At 69.5% G+C, this 21,687-nt stretch carries 20 protein-coding genes and 1 pseudogene; 11 read left to right on the top strand and 10 right to left on the bottom strand.

Going from position 1 to position 21,687, the window contains the following annotated elements; all coding sequences use genetic code 11:
- Positions 1-3 precede the first annotated feature (3 nt).
- A complete protein-coding gene (locus OG994_RS12580; RefSeq protein WP_120331079.1) occupies positions 4-555 on the bottom strand; it encodes a TetR/AcrR family transcriptional regulator in 552 nt (183 codons plus the stop codon).
- Between the two features lie 83 nt (positions 556-638).
- Here OG994_RS12580 and OG994_RS12575 point away from each other — a divergent pair, with 83 nt between their 5' ends.
- The 4 genes from OG994_RS12575 to OG994_RS12555 all read left to right on the top strand — a co-directional run bounded on the left by OG994_RS12575 (position 639) and on the right by OG994_RS12555 (position 5,286).
- On the top strand, positions 639-1,433 hold the full coding sequence (locus OG994_RS12575; RefSeq protein ID WP_328853357.1) for an alpha/beta fold hydrolase: 795 nt from the start codon (positions 639-641) through the stop codon (positions 1,431-1,433).
- Positions 1,372-1,983 carry a hypothetical protein gene (locus OG994_RS12570; RefSeq protein ID WP_328853356.1) on the top strand — a complete coding sequence of 204 codons (612 nt, stop codon included), beginning with the start codon at positions 1,372-1,374 and terminating at the stop codon, positions 1,981-1,983. Before OG994_RS12575 ends, OG994_RS12570 begins: the two co-directional genes overlap by 62 nt.
- 1,309 nt (positions 1,984-3,292) lie before the next feature.
- Complete coding sequence (locus OG994_RS12560; protein ID WP_328853355.1) at positions 3,293-4,186, top strand: GNAT family N-acetyltransferase; 894 nt, start codon at positions 3,293-3,295, stop codon at positions 4,184-4,186.
- Positions 4,187-4,350: 164 nt separating this feature from the next.
- A complete protein-coding gene (locus OG994_RS12555) occupies positions 4,351-5,286 on the top strand; it encodes a beta-ketoacyl-ACP synthase III (RefSeq protein ID WP_328853354.1) in 936 nt (311 codons plus the stop codon).
- Positions 5,287-5,346: 60 nt separating this feature from the next.
- On the opposite strand, the pseudogene OG994_RS12550 reads toward OG994_RS12555, so the two are convergent.
- Both OG994_RS12550 and OG994_RS12545 read right to left on the bottom strand, forming a co-directional pair.
- Positions 5,347-5,586: pseudogene (locus OG994_RS12550) on the bottom strand (DUF7677 family protein); the annotation flags it as partial.
- A gap of 153 nt (positions 5,587-5,739) precedes the next feature.
- The gene (locus tag OG994_RS12545; RefSeq protein ID WP_328853352.1) at positions 5,740-6,135 is read right to left on the bottom strand and encodes a hypothetical protein; all 396 of its coding nucleotides are present in this window, start codon (positions 6,133-6,135) and stop codon (positions 5,740-5,742) included.
- Between the two features lie 228 nt (positions 6,136-6,363).
- Here OG994_RS12545 and OG994_RS12540 point away from each other — a divergent pair, with 228 nt between their 5' ends.
- Positions 6,364-6,954, top strand: a complete 591-nt coding sequence (locus OG994_RS12540) for a DinB family protein (protein WP_328853351.1) — start codon at positions 6,364-6,366, stop codon at positions 6,952-6,954.
- Between the two features lie 61 nt (positions 6,955-7,015).
- Here the strand turns inward: OG994_RS12540 and OG994_RS12535 are convergent, their stop codons facing one another.
- Positions 7,016-7,396: a hypothetical protein gene (locus tag OG994_RS12535; RefSeq protein WP_328853350.1), complete on the bottom strand. Its 381-nt coding sequence runs from the start codon at positions 7,394-7,396 to the stop codon at positions 7,016-7,018.
- Between the two features lie 163 nt (positions 7,397-7,559).
- Positions 7,560-8,609 (bottom strand): aldo/keto reductase, encoded by a 1,050-nt coding sequence (locus OG994_RS12530; RefSeq protein ID WP_328853349.1) that lies wholly within the window; start codon positions 8,607-8,609, stop codon positions 7,560-7,562.
- A gap of 110 nt (positions 8,610-8,719) precedes the next feature.
- Here OG994_RS12530 and OG994_RS12525 point away from each other — a divergent pair, with 110 nt between their 5' ends.
- From OG994_RS12525 to OG994_RS12515, 3 genes are all read left to right on the top strand, one after another.
- Positions 8,720-9,139, top strand: coding sequence for a MerR family transcriptional regulator (locus OG994_RS12525; protein WP_328853348.1), 420 nt, complete (start codon positions 8,720-8,722; stop codon positions 9,137-9,139).
- A gap of 161 nt (positions 9,140-9,300) precedes the next feature.
- A complete protein-coding gene (locus OG994_RS12520) occupies positions 9,301-9,741 on the top strand; it encodes a hypothetical protein (RefSeq protein ID WP_328853347.1) in 441 nt (146 codons plus the stop codon).
- Between the two features lie 624 nt (positions 9,742-10,365).
- On the top strand, positions 10,366-13,167 hold the full coding sequence (locus OG994_RS12515; RefSeq protein WP_328853346.1) for a M20/M25/M40 family metallo-hydrolase: 2,802 nt from the start codon (positions 10,366-10,368) through the stop codon (positions 13,165-13,167).
- A gap of 71 nt (positions 13,168-13,238) precedes the next feature.
- On the opposite strand, the gene OG994_RS12510 is transcribed toward OG994_RS12515, so the two are convergent.
- Positions 13,239-13,640, bottom strand: a complete 402-nt coding sequence (locus OG994_RS12510) for a RidA family protein (protein ID WP_328853345.1) — start codon at positions 13,638-13,640, stop codon at positions 13,239-13,241.
- 109 nt (positions 13,641-13,749) lie between these two features.
- On the opposite strand from OG994_RS12510, the gene OG994_RS12505 reads away from it, so the two are divergent.
- Complete coding sequence (locus tag OG994_RS12505) at positions 13,750-14,748, top strand: helix-turn-helix transcriptional regulator (protein ID WP_328853344.1); 999 nt, start codon at positions 13,750-13,752, stop codon at positions 14,746-14,748.
- 86 nt (positions 14,749-14,834) lie between these two features.
- Here the strand turns inward: OG994_RS12505 and OG994_RS12500 are convergent, their stop codons facing one another.
- The 3 genes from OG994_RS12500 to OG994_RS12490 form a co-directional block, all read right to left on the bottom strand.
- The gene (locus tag OG994_RS12500) at positions 14,835-15,332 is read right to left on the bottom strand and encodes a hypothetical protein (RefSeq protein WP_328853343.1); all 498 of its coding nucleotides are present in this window, start codon (positions 15,330-15,332) and stop codon (positions 14,835-14,837) included.
- A gap of 267 nt (positions 15,333-15,599) precedes the next feature.
- On the bottom strand, positions 15,600-16,598 hold the full coding sequence (locus OG994_RS12495) for a sulfotransferase family protein (protein ID WP_328853342.1): 999 nt from the start codon (positions 16,596-16,598) through the stop codon (positions 15,600-15,602).
- A gap of 478 nt (positions 16,599-17,076) precedes the next feature.
- Positions 17,077-18,138: a CapA family protein gene (locus OG994_RS12490; protein ID WP_328853341.1), complete on the bottom strand. Its 1,062-nt coding sequence runs from the start codon at positions 18,136-18,138 to the stop codon at positions 17,077-17,079.
- A 180-nt stretch (positions 18,139-18,318) separates the two neighbouring features.
- On the opposite strand from OG994_RS12490, the gene OG994_RS12485 reads away from it, so the two are divergent.
- Positions 18,319-18,663 (top strand): hypothetical protein, encoded by a 345-nt coding sequence (locus OG994_RS12485; protein WP_328853340.1) that lies wholly within the window; start codon positions 18,319-18,321, stop codon positions 18,661-18,663.
- A gap of 584 nt (positions 18,664-19,247) precedes the next feature.
- On the opposite strand, the gene OG994_RS12480 is transcribed toward OG994_RS12485, so the two are convergent.
- A complete protein-coding gene (locus OG994_RS12480; protein WP_328853339.1) occupies positions 19,248-20,441 on the bottom strand; it encodes a DUF418 domain-containing protein in 1,194 nt (397 codons plus the stop codon).
- A 333-nt stretch (positions 20,442-20,774) separates the two neighbouring features.
- Here OG994_RS12480 and OG994_RS12475 point away from each other — a divergent pair, with 333 nt between their 5' ends.
- Positions 20,775-21,662, top strand: coding sequence for a TetR/AcrR family transcriptional regulator C-terminal domain-containing protein (locus tag OG994_RS12475; RefSeq protein WP_328853338.1), 888 nt, complete (start codon positions 20,775-20,777; stop codon positions 21,660-21,662).
- Positions 21,663-21,687: the final 25 nt, after the last annotated feature.

Genomic DNA, 21,687 nt, shown 5'->3' with positions numbered 1-21,687 from the left:
AAGTCAGCGGCAGATGCCGCGCAGCACGGTCTGGACGATGTGGGACACGAACGCGCTGTCTGCGGGTAGTCCGCGGAAGACCACGCGCAACCAGATCGCTCCCGCGATGAGGTCGACGATCGTCATCAGGTCGGTGTCCGGGGCCAGCTCGCCGCGGGCGGCCGCGCGTTCGAAGATCGGCCGCTCCCGAGCAAGCCGGTCGGCGAAGAAGCCCCGTACGCTCGTCGCGAGCTCTGGGTGACCGGCCGAGGCGGCCAGCGCGGCGACCGCGATGTCCCCGGACGGAGACGTCGTGAGCAGCGCCGCGATGCGGCTGGCCAGCTCGGTCAGGTCCCCTTCGAGGGAACCGGTGTCCGGAACCGCGAACTCGAGAGCGCGCGCTTCGATCAGGGCGTTGGCGACCAGCGCCGCCTTTGACGGCCACCAGCGGTAGAGGGTGGTCTTGTTCACGCCGGACCGCTCCGCCACCCCTTCGATGGTGAGCCGGTCGTATCCCGTCTCGGCGAGCATCGTCAGCGTCGTGTCGAAGATCTGCTGCTGCTTGCGCGGTGCCATGACGGCGATCATAGCAACGCAACGTTGCGTTGTGTTTTACTGCCAGTGCGACACACCGATCCGCTCACGGAAGGGGATCCCGCATGACCCTGCCGATCGTCCTGCTCCACGGCATCCGCCTCAGCCGTACCATGTGGCAGCCCGTCCAGGACCGGCTGCACCACCCGGCGCACGCCATCGACCTGCCCGGTCACGGAACCCGCAGAGGCGAACGGTTCACCCTCGACGCGGCCACCCAAGCCGTCGCTGACGCGATCGACGCGGCCGGAGGGCAGGCGCTCGTGGCCGGGCTGTCGATGGGCGGCTACGTCGCCATCGCCACCGCCGAACGCTTCCCGGAGCGCGTCGCCGGCCTGGTCGCCATCGGCTGCACCGCGCGCAACAGCGCGATGAACCGGGCGTTCCGGGCCGCCGCCGGGCTCGCCGGGCGCTTCCCCCGCCAGGCGGACAAGCTCAGCGCCGTCGCCTTCCGGTACGTGCTGCCCTCCGAGGCCGCGCAGGCCGTCTTCGACGGCGGGTTCGCCTGCGCGGCCATGCCTGACGTGGTACACGCCATCGCCGCGCACGACCAGCTCGCCGCCCTTCGGGCGTACCCAGGCAAGGTCTGGTTGATCAACGGCGACCGTGACCCGTTCCGGGCCGACGAGCAGACCTTCCTTACCGCTTGCCGCGACGGCCAGATCGTGCACCTGCCGCGCACCGGCCACGTGACAACGCTCGCCGACCCCGACCGCCTGGCCCGCCTGCTCGACCACGCGGCAGGCTCGATCCAGGCCATGCCCAGTCGTCGTTCTGGTCTCGTGTTGAATGCGGGCCATGGCGCCGACCATCGGACCCGCGTTCACGATCCCCGGCTACACCACCATGGCGCCGCCTGACTACGACATCGAGTGCGATGCGACCGTGTACGCGGCAGACGGTGTGGTGGGATACCCCGCCTTCTGGTGGCACTACCTGTCGGGACCCCTGGGTGCCTACCCACAGTCGGAGACCGCCTTCGAGGTGCCGGCCGCGGACTACCACGCGATGGCTGCCGTCCTGGACGACCCCGAGCGGTGGCCGGTCATCTCGGTTCGCCTCGACGGAGACACGTGGCTACGGATCGTGTACCGCAACATCGAGGATGGGGCGGGACTCGACTTCGTGGAGCAGCGGCCGGGTCGGCCGGCGGAGGTGGTCACCTCGGTCGAGGGCCACGGGTTCACGTCCGCGATGACCTGGGCGGAGCTGCTTGCCGCGGCGGCGCTGCCGGATGAGCAGCTGACCTGGGCGCAGCGGCTCATCCTGATGCTGCCCATGCTGGGGCCGCAGGAACTGTCCGAGGACGCCGAGGAGATCGTGCGCAGGGCACTGGAGGGGATCGGCGCACGAAACCGGTCGGCCCTGGCAGCGGCCTTGCTCGACGCCCTGGACTGGCGTACCCACTAGCTGGAACCTAGGTACGTCCTGGCTCCGCCCCGGTACCCTGGCCCTCGTCAGAGATCGACCGGCCGGATCAGACGCCGCGGGGTTGATCACTTGGGATGTCAGCGTCCACTCGACCATCGCTCGGGCCCACCAGCACGCCGCCGGCGCACGCCGGGATCCGCAGCAGCAGGTCGAGGACCAGGGCTCCGGCAAAATCGGGCCACTAGACTCCGCGCATGCAGCATTGCCGAATTTCCTTCATGAAACGCACGGCGGTCGGGGCGTTACTGCTGGTCGTGGCCGTGGCCGGCTGCGGCTCCGAGGCGGAATCGTCCTCCGATGCCACGTGGTCGAGCCCTGACACCGCTGCTACCGCGACCGCCTCCCGCGCTGCTTCCTCCCCAAGTCCCCGTGACGCCGAACCTTCCGCATCTTCCTCCCCCACTGTGGACGAATCACGGGAGGTCGAAGCGCCGCAGAAGCCCCAAACGACACAGAAGCCCAGAGCGGCACAGGAGACGGAGGTGCCGAGCGGGGGCGGCACCACGTACGCGGCGTGTGCCGACGGCGACTGCACAGTGTCCTTCTCCGGTTCGGTCGAGTTTCCACTCGCCGGGTGGACGGTGTCGTCCTCCGTGGAGGATGGCGGTGTCAGGGTGCGACTGACCCGCGCCAATGGCATGGGCGGTGGTGGCGGCTTCATGGCGGGTCCCGGGTGCAGTGTGGCGATTCACGCCGACGGCGGCGGGCGAGTCGGATGCGACCAGCCCCCGGAGCCGAGCCCGAACCGGGAGGGTGGGTCGTGCACCTGCTGGAACTGGACGGCCGCACCGCCGTCATCCGAGCGATCCTGGGCTGACTCTGAGGATCGCTGTCGCAGCCTGATTGTGCCGGGCAGTGGTCTGGTGGCCGTGCGTGTGACCCTTGGTCTGATTGGCTTCGTGCCTCTGAGTCGACTTGTCCACCCACGGTCACCGGCCGTCGTGCGCGTGGCCCGCCATCACGAGCCGGGCGTGACGATCCTTCTCCAGGCTCCGAAACAGGGGTGCTCGGATCCACGGGCCACCGGTGTCGCCATGGGCCAGATCGCTGTCGGGGCGGTGGTGATGCGGGCAAATACGTGATCCACATGGTGTGGTTCCCAAGTTCGGTTGCGTCGGGCGAGCCGGGTTGGCTAGCGTCCGGCGGGCCGGACGTCGTCCGGTGGCGGGCCAGCGGAGAGGCGTCCGACGGGCCAGCGGAGACGGAGGAGGTGTGCCGCACATGCGCACGGGTGTCGAGTTCTCGAACGTCGGTTCCCCACTCCTGCGACCTCTGATGGAGCGTCACCTTGTCGATTCGCATCACCCCACTGATTGACCCCGAGCACCGTCCGTCCAGTCGCCGCCTGGCGTGGCTGGCCTCCGACTCCGCCGGGAGCCCCGTCGGCTCGGCCTTCCTTCGGCTGTTCACGAAGCCGGGGCAGGACCACCTGGCCGAGCTGGAACTGCACGTCCACCCGGCCGAACGACGTACCGGCACCGGATCACGGCTGCTCGACGCGGCCGTGCGGGCGGCCCGTGAGGATGGGCGCCGCGCCCTCCTCGCCCAGGCCGAGGCCGGGTCGCCCGGCGACGGGTTCCTCGCCGCTCGGGGTTTTCGTCGGGCGCTGACCCTGACGTACGCCCGGCTCGCCCTCGCCGACGTGGACCTCGCCATGATCACGGAGCTCGCCGGACGACCGCATCCGGGCTATCGCCTCTCGACCTGGGACGGCGTCGTTCCCGACGAGCTTGCCGAGACGTTCGTGGCATCGCGCCGGGCGATGGACGACATGCCGATGGGCGAGGTCGACTACGGCAGGGTGACCTGGGACGTCGATCGGGTACGGGCGGCGGCGCGGGCCGTCGCCGAGCGCGGCGACCTGCTGCACACCGTGGTGGCCGTCGACGAGTCCGACGGCGCGATCGTCGGCTTCAGCGAGCTGGTCGTCCCCGGCGACGGGACCGGCGATGGTCGGCACTACGGCACCGGTGTGTTGCCCGAGCACCGGGGTCACGGCCTCGGCCGGTGGATGAAGGCCGAGGTGATCCGGCAGGCGCGCGAGCGCTACCCGCAGCTCGGTGGGCTGCTCACCGACACCGCTGAGGACAACCGGCACATGCGGGCGGTGAACGACGCGCTCGGCTACACGCCGACGCACCAGACGATCGAGTACCAGCTCGACCTGGCGCCGCGGCGGTAACGACGATCCGCCGGGCCGGCCTCGCCCCGCTCGAACCGGGCCGGGCGAGGCCGGCCGCCCCACCCCCGCTGATCCGTGTACGGGCCCGCCAGGCGGTCCACACGCCCTCCCGCACGTGGTAGACATTGTCTACCTACTGATTCCCGGCTCAAGGGGAGGCGCTGGTGCGCGGTTCGAAAGTCGTCGGTGCGGGTCACTACCAGCCTGCGAAAGTGCTGACCAACCACGATCTCGCCGCGATGGTGGACACGAGCGACGAGTGGATTCGCAGTCGGGTCGGTATCCGGGAACGGCGGATCGCCGGGCCTGAGGAGGCGCTCGACGTGATGGCGGCCGAGGCGGCGGCCGCGGCACTGCGGAACGCCGGCGTGGCCGCCGAGACCGTCGATCTGGTGGTGGTGGCGACCTGCACAGCGGTCGACCGCAGCCCCAACATCGCCGCCCGGGTCGCGCGCCGGCTCGGCATGCCGTCACCCGCGACGATCGACGTCAACACCGCCTGCTCCGGATTCACCCACGCGTTGGCCATGGCAGACGGCGCCGTCCGGCTCGGGTCGGCGACGAACGCCGTGGTGATCGGCGTGGAGCGACTGAGTGACTTCACCGACTGGACCGACCGGACCACGTGCGTGCTGGTCGGTGACGGAGCCGGCGCGGTGGTGCTGACCGCCGGCGAGGAAGCCGAGATCAGCCCCGTGGTGTGGGGCTCCTACCCGGAGATGGGGGAGGCGGTCGTGATCGAGGGCGATCGTAAGTTCACCCAGGCCGGGCAGACGGTCTACCGGTGGGCCACCACCACGCTGCCGGACATCGCCCGCCGGATCTGCGCCGCCGCCGGCATGACGCCGGACGATCTCGGCGGCATCGTCCTGCACCAGGCCAACCTGCGCATCATCGAGCCGGTCGCGCAGCGCATCGGGGCGACGAAGGCCGTCGTGGCCCGGGACGTCACCGAATCGGGCAACACCTCGGCGGCGAGCATCCCGCTCGCGTTGTCGAAGCTGCTCGAACGCGGAGAACTCCAGTCCGGCGCACCGGTGCTGCTGCTGGGCTTCGGCGGAGGACTGTCGTACGCCGGGCAGATCATCCGCTGCCCGTGACGACGGCGGGGGTAGGGCCGGGTAGCCAGTAGCGGGCTACCGGGTCCGAAGCTGCAACGGTCAGTAGAGCTGCACTTCCCACGAGGCAAGCTCGGCTTCGCCAGGAGGAAGCTCGCCGGTGCAGTACTGGTAGAGCCACGTGGCGGCGCGGCGCTCGGCGTACTTCTCGTTGGTGGGGACTCCGTGCTCGTCGAGTTCGAGGACGTTGGCGAAGATGGCGAAGCAGATCTCCATCTGGGAAGGCGAGTCCTTCAACTCGTCCCAGTAGTTGATGCCCTCCGGCAAGGGGTGGCCGACGGAGCCACGCGCGACCTATCCGGCGAAGCGCCGGATCGCCCCTGATGCACCGTGACCAAGGTGGGACGACATGCGCACAACATATCGGTCAGGCTCCGACGGGGTGCCGGCGGTTGTCGGTGACGCTGCGTCCTGGTCGGGGCTCGCGGAGGGTGGTCAGTAGGGGCGATAGACAAATAGCGCCCATAAGAGCGGGGCGGCGGCCACCGGCGCCACGGACAGGGCGAGAATCCGCATCCAGGGCGGCAGGCTTGCCCGGAACGCTATGACAGCGGCCACCGCGGCGTAGGCGCCCGCCAGCAACGCGGTCGGAAGCACGGCCAATGGCTCGGGTCCGCAGTCCGACCGGTCCTGCACGAACGGGGGCGCGCACGGCTCGGACGGAGCCATGGCCGCGAGAAGTGCGATGCCCGACAGGCACATGATCGGCAGGAGCGGGATCCCCAACAGCGCGAGTGCGAGAGATGTGCCGATGTTGGTGCGCCTCTGCGGCGTCGATCCGCGTTCGTGGCTGGCGGCTCCACCCGTGCTCCTGCGGTTGATCACCGTCACTCCCGCGATGCTGGCTCGTCGTGTACCGCCGAACCGATCCAAATATCGACGCAGGCCGTCACAGTGCGATAAACGCGATGTGGGAGTTGAGTAACGACAACCAGGGATCGACGTTGCCCAACGACCAGCCGCGGAGTGGCAGTGAGGATGCCGACCGTTCCCGCCAGGCGCTGATCTTGTCGAGGGCGCCACGCGCGATGGCTCGGAGCATGAGGAAGACTGGCGGGCATGGCTGACTTGGGTGATGCGAAGGCCGCGCTGCACCACTACCTGCAGGCGACTCGTGAGGACCTGATCTGGAAGCTCGACGGGCTGAGCGAACGCGAGGCCAGACTGCCCCGCACCGCGACCGGCAACAACCTGCTGGGAATCCTCAAGCACTGCCTCAATGTCGAAGCCGGCTACTTCGGGCCCACCTTCGGGCGCGAGTTCCCGACGCCTGAGGAACTGGTGCCGATGCACGCGTTCGAGGAGGACCCGCAGGCGGACTGGTACGCGCGGGAGGACGAGACGAAGGATGGGCTGATCGACCTGTATCGCCGTGTCGGGGTGTTCGCGGATCAGACGATCGAACAGCTGCCGCTCGACGCGCCGGGGCGAGTGCCGTGGTGGCGGCCGGGCCGACAGGACGTGACGCTGCAGAGGATCATCATCCACGTGACCTGCGACCTCGCCCGTCATGCCGGTCACGCCGACATCATGCGCGAGCAGCTCGACACGGCGATCGGCCTGCGGCGGGAGAACACCAACATTCCTCAGGACTATGACTGGCCGGCGTACGTCGCCAAGCTGAGGAAGCTGGCTGACCGCTTCGGATAGCCGCCCGGTCCCGTCGGTACGGGCGGCGAGTGCGGCGTCCGCCCTTCGGCACGTCCGCGGGTCATCCGGGAATCTGCACCCAGCGGGCGGCGGCCTCGAAGGTGTCCGCCGCAGTGGCGTTGAACGCGATCGCTGCGTCGGGTGCGTGCCGACGCACCAGGTTGACCACGCGCTCGAACAGTTCCACCTGGTTGCGCACACCGCCACCGACGACGACGCATTCCCACGGTTGCGCGCACAGGGCGGCGGTGACGACCGCCTCCACGTCGTCGCTGCCGTCGAGACCGACCAGACAGAACTCCGCCGCCACGCCGTGTTCGACGAAGCGGGCTCGTCCGACTTCGATAGCGTCCGCTACCGGCCTGGGGTCCCACGGCCCGGGCACCCGGTACGGATCGAGGCCAATCACGAGCACGCGGGGTGCGAAGGCCGGTGTGTCCACTGCTGAAGACTATGCCGCGGTCGTCGACCGAGGGCAGCGAGCACCGGGATCGAACTGATCCCGGTGCTCGCGGCAACCGTGCCCTCACCGGCGCGGCCGGACATTCGACACCCACCACCGTCACGTTCCGTGGCGAGTGGCAGGTGCTGATCTGGGCAGGTGGTCAGGCTGCTGCGCGGTCGGCGATCGGGCGACGACGAAGCGCCGGGTCGGTCAGCGCCGGCGGGCGCCAGGCGCCGTCGGCCTGGTAGAGGTTGGTGCCCGGCGGGACGATCTCGTCGATGCGGTCGAGCACGGCGTCGTCCAGGGTGAGCGCGGCGCCCTTCAGCGCGGCGTCGAGCTGCTCCATGGTGCGCGGCCCGATGATCACCGAGGTGACCGCGGGGTGCGCCACCGGGAAGGCCAGCGCCAGCTCCGGCAGCGTGCAGCCGATCTCCGACGCCAGCTCGACGAGTTGCTCCACCACGTCCAGCTTGCGCGCGTTCTCCTCGATCGCCGGGTCGAACCGGGCCGGGGTGAGCGCGGCCCGGCCGGTGGTCAGGTCCACCGGCTGCCCCTTGCGGTAGCGGCCGGTGAGGAAGCCGGAGGCAAGCGGGCTCCAGGTCAGTACACCCATGCCGTAGCGCTGGGTGACCGGGAGCAGGTCGGTCTCGATTCCCCGGGCGAGCAGCGAGTAGGGCGGCTGCTCGGTGCGGAACCGGTGCAGCCCGCGCCGCTCCGCGACGTGGTGCGCCTCGACGATCTGCTCGGCCGGGAAGGTCGAGCAGCCGAAGGCGCGGATCTTCCCCTGGCGTACCAGATCGGTCAGGACCGACAGCGTTTCTTCGATGTCCGTGGTGGGATCCGGCCGGTGCACCTGGTAGAGGTCGATCCAGTCGGTGTTCAGCCGGCGCAGGCTCTCCTCGACCTCCCGGATGATCCAGCGCCGCGAGTTGCCGCCCCGGTTCCGTCCCTCGCCCATCGGGAAGTGCACCTTGGTGGCGAGCACGACGTCGTCCCGGCGGCCGTGCAGCGCCTTGCCGACGATCGTCTCGGACTCGCCGGCGGAGTACATGTCCGCGGTGTCCACGAAGTTGATCCCCTGGTCGAGGGCGGCGTGGATGATCCGCGTGCAGTCGTCGTGGTCGGGATTGCCCACGAAGCCGAACATCATGGTGCCGAGGCAGTGGACGCTCACCTCGATGCCGGTGCGGCCGAGGACGCGGTAGCGCATGGTGGTGCTCCTTGTGGTCGTCGGGGGGCCGGGCGGTCGGCCGGCCGGCCACCGGTGCGAGCACCCTAGGAGCTGGAGTCGACTCTAGGTCAACACGTACGCTGCACCGCATGTCCCACGATGTCCCGGGCCTGAGCATCGGCGAGGTCGCCGAGCGCACTGGGCTGAGCGTGCACACGCTGCGGTTCTACGAGCGGGAAGGCATCCTGGCCAACCCGGTCCGGCGCGATCCCGGCGGGCGCCGGATCTACCACGAGGACGACGTGGACTGGCTCACCCTCTGCATGATCTTGCGCAGCTCCGGCATGCCGGTGCCGGCGATCCGGCGCTACACGGAGCTGGCCCGCGCGGGGGACGGCACCGAGGCGGAACGGCTCGCGCTGCTGCGGACGCACCGGGAGCGGGTCCTGGACCAGATGGACCAGCTGCGCAAGTGCCTGGACCTGGTCAACTTCAAGATCGGGGTGTACGAGGACGCGCTGGACCAGCTCGCCGCCTCGTCCGCCACCAGCGCCGACGCCGGCGGGTGACCGACGGCGGGGGACTGGTGACCGTACCGTCGATGTCACCCGCACTCGTCTGGCTGCGGCTGGTCGTGTGGTGATTGCGGCCGGAGGTGGGGCCAGTACCACCATTGATCCGGTGGCCACCGGGAGTGATCCTGGGTGCCGATCGGCCAAGACTTGTCGATGTGACCACCACACGCACCGACACCAGACCCACGAGTATCCCGGCCGAGGTCCGCGTCGCCTTCCTGCTCTGGATGGGCGCACTCGCCGCCGGCGCCATCGAGATCGCTCTACACGATATCGAGATCACCGGCCTGGCGGTGAGGCTGAGCCTCTACGCGGTCGTCGCCGCCATCGCCCTGGCCATGCGGGCCGGACGCAACTGGGCGCGGCTGACCCTCGCCGTCGGGCTGGGCATCTTCGGGACGCTGTCGCTGGTGGTCGAGCCGGTGAGCTGGCTGCTGGACGGCAACTCCCTCATCGACGCGGTCGGGCGGACCGATCTGACCGGTGCGCTCATCGCGACGAGCCGGACCCTGCACGTGCTCTGCGTCTGGGGCGCGGTGCTGCTCATGTTCCGCCCGCGCGCCAACACCTACTTCGGCCGGCGCAACGTCGGTTAGGAGGGCCGGGTCGGCACACTCGGTCCCGCCGCGCCGCCGCCTCCATCGAGGACGCGAGCGCGTGGCGAAGGCGCGTGTGGTGTGCTGGCGGTGGCCGGCCGAGCCCGCTCGGTCAGCGGATCGCCGCGACGGAGAAGGGGCGATGTGCCGAAATCCCTCGACAAAGCCCACATCGACCTGTGAGCCATCGACGAATGTAGGGAATTCGCTGTCAAGAGCACCTTCAAGGCCCTACACAATGTCACTGAAAATCCGTGGGCGACCGGCCGGATCGGGTCCGCCGCGCGCGTCGTCCTCCACTTCGCACACCGCCGGATTCGCCTGGTCACGCAGCGTCGCGGCACCACAAACCGTTACCCCGAGAGGTTCATTGACAAGCTGGAAAAACCCTGAAAGGGTCTCGCGTACAACGAAGATCATCCGACTTATTGGGTCGGACCATTCAGGGAGATCACGGCGATGCGGAAGAAGCCCTTTGCCCTGACACTTGGCATGTCATTGCTCCTATCCATGGGTGTAGCGGCTAACGAGTCCGCAAGCGCCGCTGGCCGGAGCCCCCTCGCGGCGGGAGAGAACAACGTCGGCGAGGATCGCTTCCAGCCGAGCGTCACCTACGACCTGTCCGTGACCGACGCCGAGCGCGACAAGATCCACGCGGAGGTCGAGGCGTTGGCCGGACGCGTCAACAAGGCGCGCGCGGGGGACGGCACCTACGACCCGCTCACTCTGGTCGGGGCGATGCTGGACGGCTCGAGCTACGACTCCATTTCCCGAGGCGGCACGGCCGCGACGGCGTACCCCTTCCCGGTCAGCAACACCGCCGCCAACCAGAACGAGTACGACCGCAAGGTCGCCAAGCTCGCCTGGGTGGTCAAGCTGGCCACCGACCTGGGTTTCCCGGTGGTCGTCCAACGCCAGCCCGACAAGTACGTCTACGCCGAGATCGGTGACCCGGACGCCCCGGAGATGGTCATGGCGTTGAGTCACCTCGACTCGCCGACGGCTTCCGTGACGCCAGCCCAGCTGGCCCGCTGGCGCGACGCCGACGGCAACCTCGGCACACCTGGTGCGTACCACTCGCCCTACGTCCAGGACGGCTGGGTCTACGGGGCGGGCATCCAGGACGACAGCGGCCCGACGCTGGCGACGCTGCTCGCGGCCAAGGCGCTGCTCGAAGCGGGGTTGCCCCTCGACCGACGCATCCGCATCGTCATGGGAATCTACGAGGACGGCGGTCCCGGCACGCCCTCGACGACGAACACCGCCACCTTCCAGTCCATCCCGTACAACTCGAACCCGAGCTTCTACGACAACTGGGCGTACAAGAACCTCAATCGGGAGGAGATCCCGATCGCGGCCTACACCTCCGACTCGCGGTTCCCGGTCATCGTCGGCAACTCCGGATCGGTGACCCCGTCGGTGTCGATGAGCTTGTCCGGGGACCGCACCAAGGCCTTCCGGCTGACGGATGCCAGGGCCGGCGTCACCCTGCGTGAAGGCGATCCGACGCTCAAGGACATCGCCTACGGCAGCACCACGCAGATCGCCTCGCGGGCCATCTTCACCCTCGACGTGGCGGGGGCGAGCTCCGCCGAGCGCGACCGGTTCGTCGCGGCGATCACCGCCGCCGCGACCACGAAGGGCTGGCTCCCGGCTGCTCCTCGCACCACCCCCAAGGTGCAGACCACGATCACCGGCGACTCGCTGACGCTGGAGGTCAACACCGATGTGGCGATGGAGATGCCGACCCCGCAGTACGGCAAGAACGCCGTCGTGTGGGGGATGTTCCTGCTCTCCCAGGGGCTCGGCGCGCTCGGAGTCACGGCCGACGACATGCAGTTGAAGAAGGCCGCCGACGGCATCGCCGACCTGTTCTTCCGCGACGGTGTCGAAGGCGAAGCCTACATCGGCAAGTACATGGGCATCCCGGCGAACCTGCTGCGCAACCCGAACAACGGCACTCCGAACCTGACCTTCGCCCTCATGGGAGGCATCAACTCGGAGACCCCGACGAGCTTCTACACCGACGCCACCGGCAGCCTCAGCATGCCGATGTACGTGCGCAGCATGCACGTCACCGCGGCTGACTCCAGCCAGGCGACGGCCGCGGTCACCGCCGCCTTCCAGGCGAAGGGGTTCACCATCGGCAGCCTCGGCTCGCCCGTCGGTGCCGGGTTGTACGTCACTCACGACAACCCGCTGACGGCGCTCCAGTTCGGGAGCTACCAGGCCTCGATCGACCACAACCCGGAGGAGTTCGCCGACCCCCACGCCCTCAGGGACGTGGTCTACCCGCAGGGCACGACCGGTGGCACGCTGGCCAGCAGCTTCCGCAACAAGATGACCGCCTTCGGCGCGGTGATCCCGGGTAACGAGCGCTGGTGGCACACGGCCAACGAGCGGATGAAGGTCGACTCCGCGGTGCAGATGACCAAGATCATGGCCGATGGCATGCTGGAGATGGCCCGGTACTCCGGGCCCGCCGGCGCCAAGTTCATGTGGGCCGACATCCCGGGGCTGAACGCCGACCGCTCGGACCTCGACCTGCTCGACGTCACGATCGGCACGTTCAAGGACGCGTCGGCCGCCGTCGACAAGAGCCAGCTGGGCAACCAGGCCCTGCTCGGCGCCACCTCGTTCAACATCCCGATGTGGAACGGGCGCGGCAACTCGACTCCGACGGCGTCGGCCTTCGAACTGGGGCACGCCCCCGGAGGGGTCTACCTGCCGCTGACCGACCCGGAGTACCTGAACTCCACGTACGTGGCGCCGATGCGCCTCGAGTTCAAGGTGGAGCGCCCCGACCACATGTCGGACGCGGCGTGGGCGAAGTTCGTGGCCGGCGGCTACGGCGACTTCCAGTTCAACATTCGCGTCGGCGACAAGGTGGTGCCGCTGGCCGTTCCCGCGGGGCAGAGCGCGGACAAGTACTTCTACTCGCGCATCTCGGCCAACAACCCCAACGCCATCTACCTGTCGGTCAACCTCGCGATCACCGATGCCCCGTACACCGGGGTGAAGCCCGTCCTCGCGGATTCCAAGACGGACCTGTACACGGTCAACCCGACGTACCTGGCCTCGAACCCGGATCCGTTCCCCGGGCGCGGCGCCATCGACCAGCGGGGCTTCTTCCTGTTCGGTGACGGGCAGAAGAACGCGGAGTTCTCGTCGCCCGAGGCGGTCTACGTGACGGTCGCCAACGCGGTCATCGACGCCAAGCCGTCGGCGGTGGTGAAGAAGCTGAAGGGCAACACGAACGAGTTGACGATCACGGTGAAGCAGACCCACGTCGACGGCAGCGAGTCGTCCCAGACGGCCACGTTCACCATCGACAACAACGCCGCCGGCACGTACACCGTCGGCGACTACAAGGTGTACGTCGACACGAAGGGCAACACCCAGGTGCGGTCGATCTCCATCGTCTGACGCCTTCTGGTCCCGACGGGGCGCTTGCTCCTGCCGCCCCCGGCAGCAATGCCGGGGGCGGCTTCGTCACCTCACGCGACGGCGGTTCCCTCGAGTTCGACCATCAGGGTGGGGATCGCCAGCCGTGTCACCCCGAGCATCGTGGTGGTCGGCGCCACGCCGGCGGCGCCCAACCGTGCGGCCAGCACGCCGTAGTGCGCGAAGAGCTGGTCGACGTCGGTGGTGTAGACGTTGAGCCGGACGAGGTTCGTGAGGGACATATCGGCCTCCCCGAGGACGGCCTCCAGGTTGTCGAGGCTCAGCGCCAACTGCGCCGCCATGTCGCCGGCGTGCTGGGGCTTGCCGTCGTCGCTCATGGCGGTCTGCCCCGCGCAGTACAGGGTCCGCGTGTGTCCGGTGACGATCTCACCCTGGTTGTATCCCAGCTCCACCGACCACGTCCACGGGTTGACCGCCGACCGTTGCATTGGCATCTTGGCTCCGTTCTTCGATGTGGGCACGCAAGGACTCGGACCCACGTGGTGATGAGCCTGCCAACCAATCACGACATCCTGTGTCGTATATCCCTGGCATGATCGTCCTGTGCGGGCCGACCGGTTGGTCTCGTTGGTGCTACTGCTGCGCCAGCGCGGTCGGCTGTCCGCGGCCACGCTCGCCCGCGAGCTGGAGGTGTCCACCCGGACCGTGTTGCGCGACATCGAGGCGCTGTCCGCGGCCGGCGTCCCGGTCTACGCCGAACGCGGCCGGCACGGCGGGTTCGCGTTGCTGCCCGGGTTCCAGACCGACCTCACCGGGCTGACCCACGACGAGGCGCTCGCCCTGCTCGTCGCCGGCTCACGCCGCGGCGCGCAGGCGTTCGGCCTCGGCGCGGCGCTCGCGTCGGCCATGCGCAAGGTGGTCGACGCGCTACCCGACAGCAATCGGGCCACCGCGGCCGGCGCGGTCCAACGACTGCTCATCGACCCGGAGACGGACCTCCTCTCGCGCCGGCTTGCGTCAGAAGAGGTTCCCGACGCCACCGTGGCCGAGGTGCGGCGCGCGGTGCTCGCCGGACACAAGCTGCGCATCCACTACGCGCCTGTGGGCCAGACACCGCGATGGCGCACGGTGGACCCCATCGGCCTGGTCACCGTGCGCGGCCAGGGCTACCTGCTGGCCACCCGGTCCGGCGCGGACCGCACCTACCGGCTGTCCCGGATCCTGGCCGCCGAGGAGCTCTCCGAACCCGCCCAGCGACCCGACAGGGTCGATCTGGACCGGGTCTGGCGGGAACGCAGCACGCGGTTTCGCACCGGCGGCGACCAGGTCACCGTGCTCATACGGGTGAACCCGACGCGGCGGGAGGAGCTGGTGAGCACCGCGCTGGCCGTCCTCGCCGAAGAAACCGAGGCCGACGGCTGGCTTCGGCTGGAGGTCACCTTTCAGGACCCGAGACACGCCCAGTGGGCGCTGTGGCAGCTCGCCACGAATGCGGAAGCTCTGGCCCCGCAGTGGTTGCGCACCACTCTGCGCGACCGCGCCGCCGCGATCGTCACCCGCTACGGCATGCCCACCACGGCCGGGCCTCCGCCGCCCGCGTGAGGGCGCCGCGTGGCCCCACGCGTCCGACACACGCCAACTGGTGAGTGGATCGACGGCCGCTGACCTGCCGCCGGCGGTGGGCTCGATCAGCGGCCGGTCACGGCCCGGCCGAGTCGTTCGGCGACGTCCTGGATCAGCAGGTTCGACGGGGTGACGAAGGTGTCGAAGCGGCCGTCGATCGACCGGTCGAGAAGCGGCTCGTGCCGTTCGGATGGAATGCCCGCCAGCCCGAGGAACCAGCCGAGCACCTGCCTGTAATGCCACTCCCAGCCGCCGTCGGCGCAGGTCCGGTCGACCACCACGGTGAGCAGGTGCGACACCGCCCGTTCCCAGTCGGCCGGGTCGGTGGCGTCGGCGGCGAGTAGTGGCAGGAAGCGGTCGAAGCGTTCGGCCAGTTCCTCCAGCCACCCCCGCCACTCGATCAGCGCCTCGACCGCCACGTCGAGCGTCTGACCCGGGTCGCCCATGCTGTCCGCGGGGCAGCACCAGGCATGGACGGGGCCGCCGTCGAAGTCGGCCTCGCCGACACCCCACCGCCAGCCCGACGCCCAGCGCCCGTAGTGGCCGACGATCGCGAAGCTCATCTCGTCCGCCCACCGGGTGCCCTGCTGTTGTCCCCACCGGTACACCTCCGGTCTGCCCGACCGGCCGGGTGGCCGGGTGGGGACGGCGGCGGAGGGCGGCAGCGACCGTATGACGGTCGGGGCGGTGTCTGGATCGAACGGCTGTCGGGCTGGGTTCACCTCCGCCCACGTCAGGTACCAGGGCACGATCATCGGGTCCCGACTGGGGAGATACGGCTCGGTGTATGGCACGTCGGACGAACAATCGCTCAAGGGGCGCCAGAGCCGTCACTCATATCCCATGGCCGGGATGACCTTACCGAGTGTTTCTTCGATGAACTCGCGGGTTTCGTCGTCGAACTGGTCGTTGCGGTTCGTCAGCCGGTGCGACTGGAACGTTCTGGAGGTGGCGAAGTCGTCGACGTCGAGCCGCTCGAACAGGGCGCGGCGCTGCCCGGGCCAGTCGGCAGCGAGATCCTCCGCTTTCACCTCGACGTATCGCCTGCCCGTCAGGTCGACGGAGTCCTTCCAGGTGAGCCATCGGTGGTAGACCGGCGTGAGGTAGGCGAGCGCGCCGTCGACGGTGGCCGGTGCCCAGGGCTGGGCCAGGTGGGATGCGAGCACCGAGACCGGGTGACGCTTGATGTGCACGATGGTCGCTTCGGGGACCAGTTCCCAGAGGAACTCCATGCACAGCAGGTTGAACGGTGTCTTCTCGCACCAGGTCGGCTTGCCCGCGTCGGCGGCGGCGCCGCCGAACAGGGTGTCGATCAGGCCCCGCAGGATTCCGAGCAGTTCGCTGCGGTCGCTGAAGTACCTGGGGACCACCCGCCGGCGGCTCGCCGGCGCGAACGGCCCGGACGGTCGGTCGGCGTCCCCGAAGCCTTCCGCGGGCGCAGGTTCGTCGTACGTGTACGCGATCAACTGCGGCCAGAGCTGTTGCACCGCGTCCCTGTAGCGCCGCTCGCCAACCAGCTCGGGAACGGTTTTGCCGCGATCGTCGCGCCGGCCGGGCACTCGTACGGTGAGGAACTCGCTCAGCCGGTGCAGGGCATCCTCACCGACGGTGGGGTCGTACCGATCGGTGAGCGCGTCGGCCAGGTCCCGCAGGCCACCCGGGTCGATGAGAAACCGGGTCTCCATGGGAATCCGATGGATCAGCGGATGTTCGCCGATGATGTCGGCGATCCGCGACGTTCCCGAACGACCCGTACCCGCGACGAAGATCGGTGAGGGGGAAGGCATAACGAGCAGCCAAACCCTCAGCCCGGCGCCTGCGCAAGCCATTTATCCCCTTCACACGGTGCTACGGGCCGGACCCGCACCCGCTGCGCCGAATGCGTGCCGGACGGCCGCCTCCAACAAACGAGCAACGAATTGTCGGAGCTTCTCGGCGTGGCCGAGGTAGTCGCCGATGGCTCCGTTGAGCCACGCCTCTTCGATGGCGTCGGTCAGGATGACGCGTTCTTCGGTGGTCAGGTCTTTGTAGGTCCCCGGTTCCGATCGCGTGAGTCCAGCGCCGCCCGGGTCAGGCTCGCCGGGACCACCTGGCGCGGGCGGCGGGCGTCAACATGCTGGCGGGCGCGGTAGGCGATCTGGCGGACCGCCGAGGGGCTCTTGGCGAGGGCGGCTGCGCGGTGGGAACGTCGAGGTCAGCGGTCGCGATGAGGTGGGCATCGCGTGCGGCGATAACCGTGCGGCAGCTCGCGATGATCTGGTCCGCGGACCGGTCCGGCTCGACCACCGTGCCGGCTCTCGTCGAGCTCTACCGGAGGGGGCCGGGGCTCGCGGCGAGCCCGGTGCAGGCGTGCAGGCCGGCGTACTCCCGGCGGATCCGGGCGGCGTCCGCTGCGCCGGCGAGTTCGGGCTGACCGGTGCGGCGGGAGATCGTCGCGGGGAGCAGTTCCGTCTTCGAGACCCTCGAACCGTCGAGGGTGACCCGCAGCACCCCCGTGTCGTTGCTGTACGCGTCGTCACGCCACCACAGGAAGTTGCCGAGTCCGTACTGGACGAAGGTGTTACCGAGCCATCCATCGCCGAGCAGCAGGTGGGCGTGGGTGCCGACCACGATGGTGGCACCCGCCTCGGCCATCTCGGCCGCGAACGCGCGAGCCTCGTCGGGTGGACAGGCCTCACCCTCGGTGCCCCAGTGGACGTAGACGACGACCACGCTGGCTTGGCGCCGCGCGTCGCGCACCGCCGCGACGGCGCGCGGCAGGTCCCGGGTCATCGCGATCCCGGCCCGGGTGTCGGTCGCTTTCCACTCCTCCCACAACTCGGAGACTTGGCTGAAACCGAGGACGGCGATTCTGGTGCCCCGTATCTCGGTGATCCATGGCCGGTACGCCGCTGCCGCGTCGGCGCCCGCCCCGACGAATGGCATCCCGGCGTTCCTGGCGGCGTCCATGGTGTCGGTCAGCCCCGTCAGCCCGTAGTCCAGCGCGTGGTTGTTGGCGATCGACACGACGTCGACGCCGGCGGCCTTCACGGCGTCATACACGCTTGCCGGTGCCCGGAAATGGAACTCCTTCGGCTCGGGGGTGCCCCGCGTGGTGACCGCCGTTTCCAGGTTGACCATGGTCAGGTCCGCGGCCGACAGGGCCGACGAGATCGACCCGAACGCGGTCGCCGGGTCGCGCAGCAGGTCGGCTGTGCGTCCGGCGAAGTGCACGTCACCGGCGAAGGCCAAGGTGATCCCGGCGGAGTGCGACGGGGACGCCGCGGGGGCGGACCGGGTGGGCGCACCGGCCGGCGGGGTGCGGGCGGCATCGCAGGCCGCCACAGCCAGGGTTGCCGCCAGAGCGACGAGGAATCGTGCCCACTTCACTCCGCGCAGCGTACGGACACCTGCCCGGTCCTGGGCCGGTTTGGCCAGGATTGCCCTCGGCCTGGTACGCCGGCCGTCTGGCGGCGCGCGCCGGTCCGGCTCGGCCTGCCGGCGACCTCCGGCCAGTAACCGCCCGCCCTCTATCCTGCGCCTGGCAAGCGCCGACGGCATGGAGGAAGCGTGGGATACGATCTGCACATCAGCCGAGCCGAGGAGTACTACGACAGCGACGCGCACCCGATCCCCCTGGACGAGTGGCTGTCGTACGCGGAGGGCACCCCCACGCTCCGGGCGGTGGGATGGCTCGGCCGGGACGAGGAGCGCCAGCCCCACTACGAGCACACCTGCGCCGACGGAAGCGTTGTCTCGTTGACCTGGTTCGAAGGCGCCATCGAAATCAAGGGCCGTTTCGGCGGCGACGCCTACCGGGAATTCGGAGCCATCGCCGAGGATCTGCAGGCCAATCTTCAAGGCGACCACGGCGAGCGGTACACGGCGAGAGGTGTACTTCCCCCCACCCGATAGACGTGGAACTCGGGCAGCGCCGTCGACGGGGGTGGCACCATGAGTCATGCACGGTCATCTGAATGACGGTCGAGCTGCGAGTGGATGCGGTTGCGGGCCATGCCGCGCTTCATCTGCGGCCGTGGAGTGACGAGGACGTCGCACCGCTGATCGAGGCGTACCGCGATCCGGTCCTGCGCCGGGGGACCAGACTTCCCGTGGAAGCGTGCAGGACGCACAGCGGTGGCTGGAGAGTCAGAAACACGAGTGGGAGAGCGGAGGTCGACTCAGCTTCGCGGTTTTCGAGGGTCGTCGAGGGCCTGAATCGTCTCGAACTGCTCCACCAGGTGGACAACCACGCATCATGCCGGGTCGCGGAGAAGGCGCGGTACCAGTTCGAACGAGTGTTGCCTGCCGTGCCGCCATTCCCGAGGGACGGTCACCTGCACGCACGACATGCTCGCGCCTGACAAGCCTCACTCCGTCGGCGGGCCGTGTCGGTGGTGGAGCCGCGGAGCCGAGGCGACGCCCCTGGACGCCGTCGCACAGCCGGCCGGTCGATGTCGCCGTCCGGCTGTGCGCGGCCGGTGGTGAGCTGTCGGGGCCTATCGCCGCATGGCGGGTCGCCTGTTGTGGGTCCATGCGCGCAGTGCCCATTCGGTCGGGCCGTACCGGAACCGCCGCATCCACCAGGTGCTGGCAACCGCCTGGGCCAGGAAGATCGTCAGTGCGATGAGCAGTGTCTGTGCCGGCGAGGTGTGGCCGGTCAGCCCCAGTCCGACGCCGGTGAAGACGAGCACGCAGATGAGCGACTGGCTCAGGTAGTTCGTCAGCGCCATGCGTCCGGCGGGCGCCAAGAAGTCGGCGATGCGGGGTCGCCGGGTGAACAGACGCAACAGGGTCGCGGCGTAGGCCGCCGCGAGGAACGGCGCGGTGACGATGCTGACCATCAGTGCGGTCATGTTCGCGGTGCCGCCGCCGATCGCGAACACGGTGGCGCCGGCCAGACCGACCGGATAGCCGACGCGCTCGCAGCGGCGTAGCAGGGTGTCGTGGGTGTGCACGGCGGCGAGCATGCGGTGTTTGCCGGCGGCGAGGCCGACGAGGAACGCGGCGAAGGCCAGTGGCCCCTGCACGGCGAGTGCGCCGATCATCGACGGCATCGAGCGCAGGTGTTCCAGGACGACGTCACCGAGGCCGCCGCGTAGGGCGTCGGTCGAACGTGCGCCCGCGGTCAGCGCGGCGGCCTCGTCCGGGACCAGGGTGGTGCCGCCGACCGCGGCCAGGGCGACCAGGAACGCGACGACGCCGACGATGGTCGCCGCGGCGACCAGTGCGGTGCGCGGTGTGATCCGCCGGACGGTGAGCAGGAGGAGGCCGAGCAGCGCGTAGGTGGTGAGGATGTCGCCGTGGAACAGCAGTACCGCGTGCACGGCCCCGAGCACGAACAGCCCGGACAGTCGGCGGAGGAACGACCGGCTGAAGGCCGTCCCACGCCGGGCGGCCGAATCGAGTTGCAGGGTGAAGCTGTAGCCGAACAGGAACGAGAACAGCAGGTACGCCTTCATCGCGAACAGCAGTTCCATGGCACCTGCGACCAGCCGGTCGAGCGGACCGTACGCCGGATCGTCGACCAGGTGGAACTCGTATCCGGAACTGAAGTACCAGACGTTGACCAGCAGGATGAGCAGCAGCGCGATCCCGCGCAAGGCGTCGACGACGTTGATCCGGGCGTCGTCGTTGTTCTCCGCCGCTGCCTTCAGGGCATCGCCCTGCCGATGGGGTCGGAGCGTACTCATGGCATCGACCCTTGCGAGATCGCCGGGCGGTGGGCCAGGTGCCGTCGATGACCGCCCGCTCGGCGGTGGGCCGGCCCAGACCGGCCGCGGCCTGCGGCCAGAGTGTTCCTGCCCGCGCCAGAGGGGCCCGTGGCCGCCGTGAGACTGCCCGCGGCGAGGCCGGTGGTGACGCCGTCGAGTGCGGCGCCGTCGTGGGTCTTGCGTAGCGACTCCAGATGATGGACATCAATCATGTCGTACACCGTATGAGTGCACTAGTGCCGGTGACAGTCAGGCTGTCCCCCGTATTCGTCCGCGGGGTACCGTGACTGCACTAGTGCACGGGAGGTCGCTGTGGAGGAACCGCCGTACCGCCGGATCGCTGCCGACATCGCGGACCGGATCGCGTCGGGCGAGTTCGCTCCCGGGGCGAGGATCCCGTCGACCCGGCAGCTCATGGCCGCGTACGGGGTCGCGATGGCGACCGCGACGAAGGTCCTGGCGACCCTGCGCGAGCGGGGTCTCGTCGAGCCCGTGCGGGGCGTGGGCACGGTGGTCGCCGCGGCGGGTGCGAGTAGAGCACCGGGCCCGGGCCGAGACCAGGTGGTCGCCACCGCCGTGGCCATCGCCGACGCCGAGGGGCTGCACGGCCTGTCGATGCGTCGGCTCGCCGGTCAGCTCGGCATTCCGACGATGGCGATCTACCGGTACGTGGCCGACCGGGAAGAGTTGGTGCTGTTCATGATCGACAAGGTCATGGCCGACAACCCGCCCCCGGCCCTCACCCCGGACCGCCACGGCTGGCGGGCCTGCCTCGAGGCCATCGCCCGGCTGCACTGGGCGATGTACCGTCGGCACACCTGGCTCGCCCAGGCGGTCTCCTTCACCCGGCCGCTACCGGCACCGCACGCCATGGCACACACCGAGTGGATGCTGCGGGCACTCGACGGGCGCGGGCTCGACCTGAGCGCACAGTTCACGGCGGCGGTGACGGTGGCCAACTACGTGCGCGGCACGGCGGTGAACCGGGCCGAGGAAGCGCAGGCCGAGCAGGACAGCGGCCTGACCGACGCCCAGTGGATGGAGGCCCAGGAGGAACGGTTCGGCACCGTCCTGGCCGACGGGCGGCTCCCGCTGATGGCCCGCTTCCTCACCGCCGACGACGTGGTCTGGAACCTGGACGTGCTCTTCGAGTTCGGCCTCCAGCGCCTCCTCGACGGCCTCGCGCCGCTCCTGCGATGAGGTCATTCGCCGCGTTCGCTCCTGG

The organism is Micromonospora globbae, from assembly GCF_036184225.1.
Lineage (GTDB): Bacteria > Actinomycetota > Actinomycetes > Mycobacteriales > Micromonosporaceae > Micromonospora > Micromonospora globbae.
Note: the sequence above shows the minus strand (reverse complement) of the source record. Positions and strands in the feature narration are given on the sequence as shown.

What these genes read in the sequence shown, in the direction of transcription:
- OG994_RS12525 (WP_328853348.1), top strand. Translation starts at nt 8,720, where the DNA reads ATGTCCCACGATGTCCCGGGCCTGAGCATCGGCGAGGTCGCCGAGCGC.
- OG994_RS12500 (WP_328853343.1), bottom strand. Translation starts at nt 15,332, where the DNA reads ATGAGCTTCGCGATCGTCGGCCACTACGGGCGCTGGGCGTCGGGCTGG.
- OG994_RS12495 (WP_328853342.1), bottom strand. Translation starts at nt 16,598, where the DNA reads ATGGCTTGCGCAGGCGCCGGGCTGAGGGTTTGGCTGCTCGTTATGCCT.
- OG994_RS12575 (WP_328853357.1), top strand. Translation starts at nt 639, where the DNA reads ATGACCCTGCCGATCGTCCTGCTCCACGGCATCCGCCTCAGCCGTACC.
- OG994_RS12530 (WP_328853349.1), bottom strand. Translation starts at nt 8,609, where the DNA reads ATGCGCTACCGCGTCCTCGGCCGCACCGGCATCGAGGTGAGCGTCCAC.
- OG994_RS12570 (WP_328853356.1), top strand. Translation starts at nt 1,372, where the DNA reads ATGGCGCCGACCATCGGACCCGCGTTCACGATCCCCGGCTACACCACC.
- OG994_RS12480 (WP_328853339.1), bottom strand. Translation starts at nt 20,441, where the DNA reads ATGAGTACGCTCCGACCCCATCGGCAGGGCGATGCCCTGAAGGCAGCG.
- OG994_RS12510 (WP_328853345.1), bottom strand. Translation starts at nt 13,640, where the DNA reads ATGCCAATGCAACGGTCGGCGGTCAACCCGTGGACGTGGTCGGTGGAG.
- OG994_RS12540 (WP_328853351.1), top strand. Translation starts at nt 6,364, where the DNA reads ATGGCTGACTTGGGTGATGCGAAGGCCGCGCTGCACCACTACCTGCAG.
- OG994_RS12580 (WP_120331079.1), bottom strand. Translation starts at nt 555, where the DNA reads ATGGCACCGCGCAAGCAGCAGCAGATCTTCGACACGACGCTGACGATG.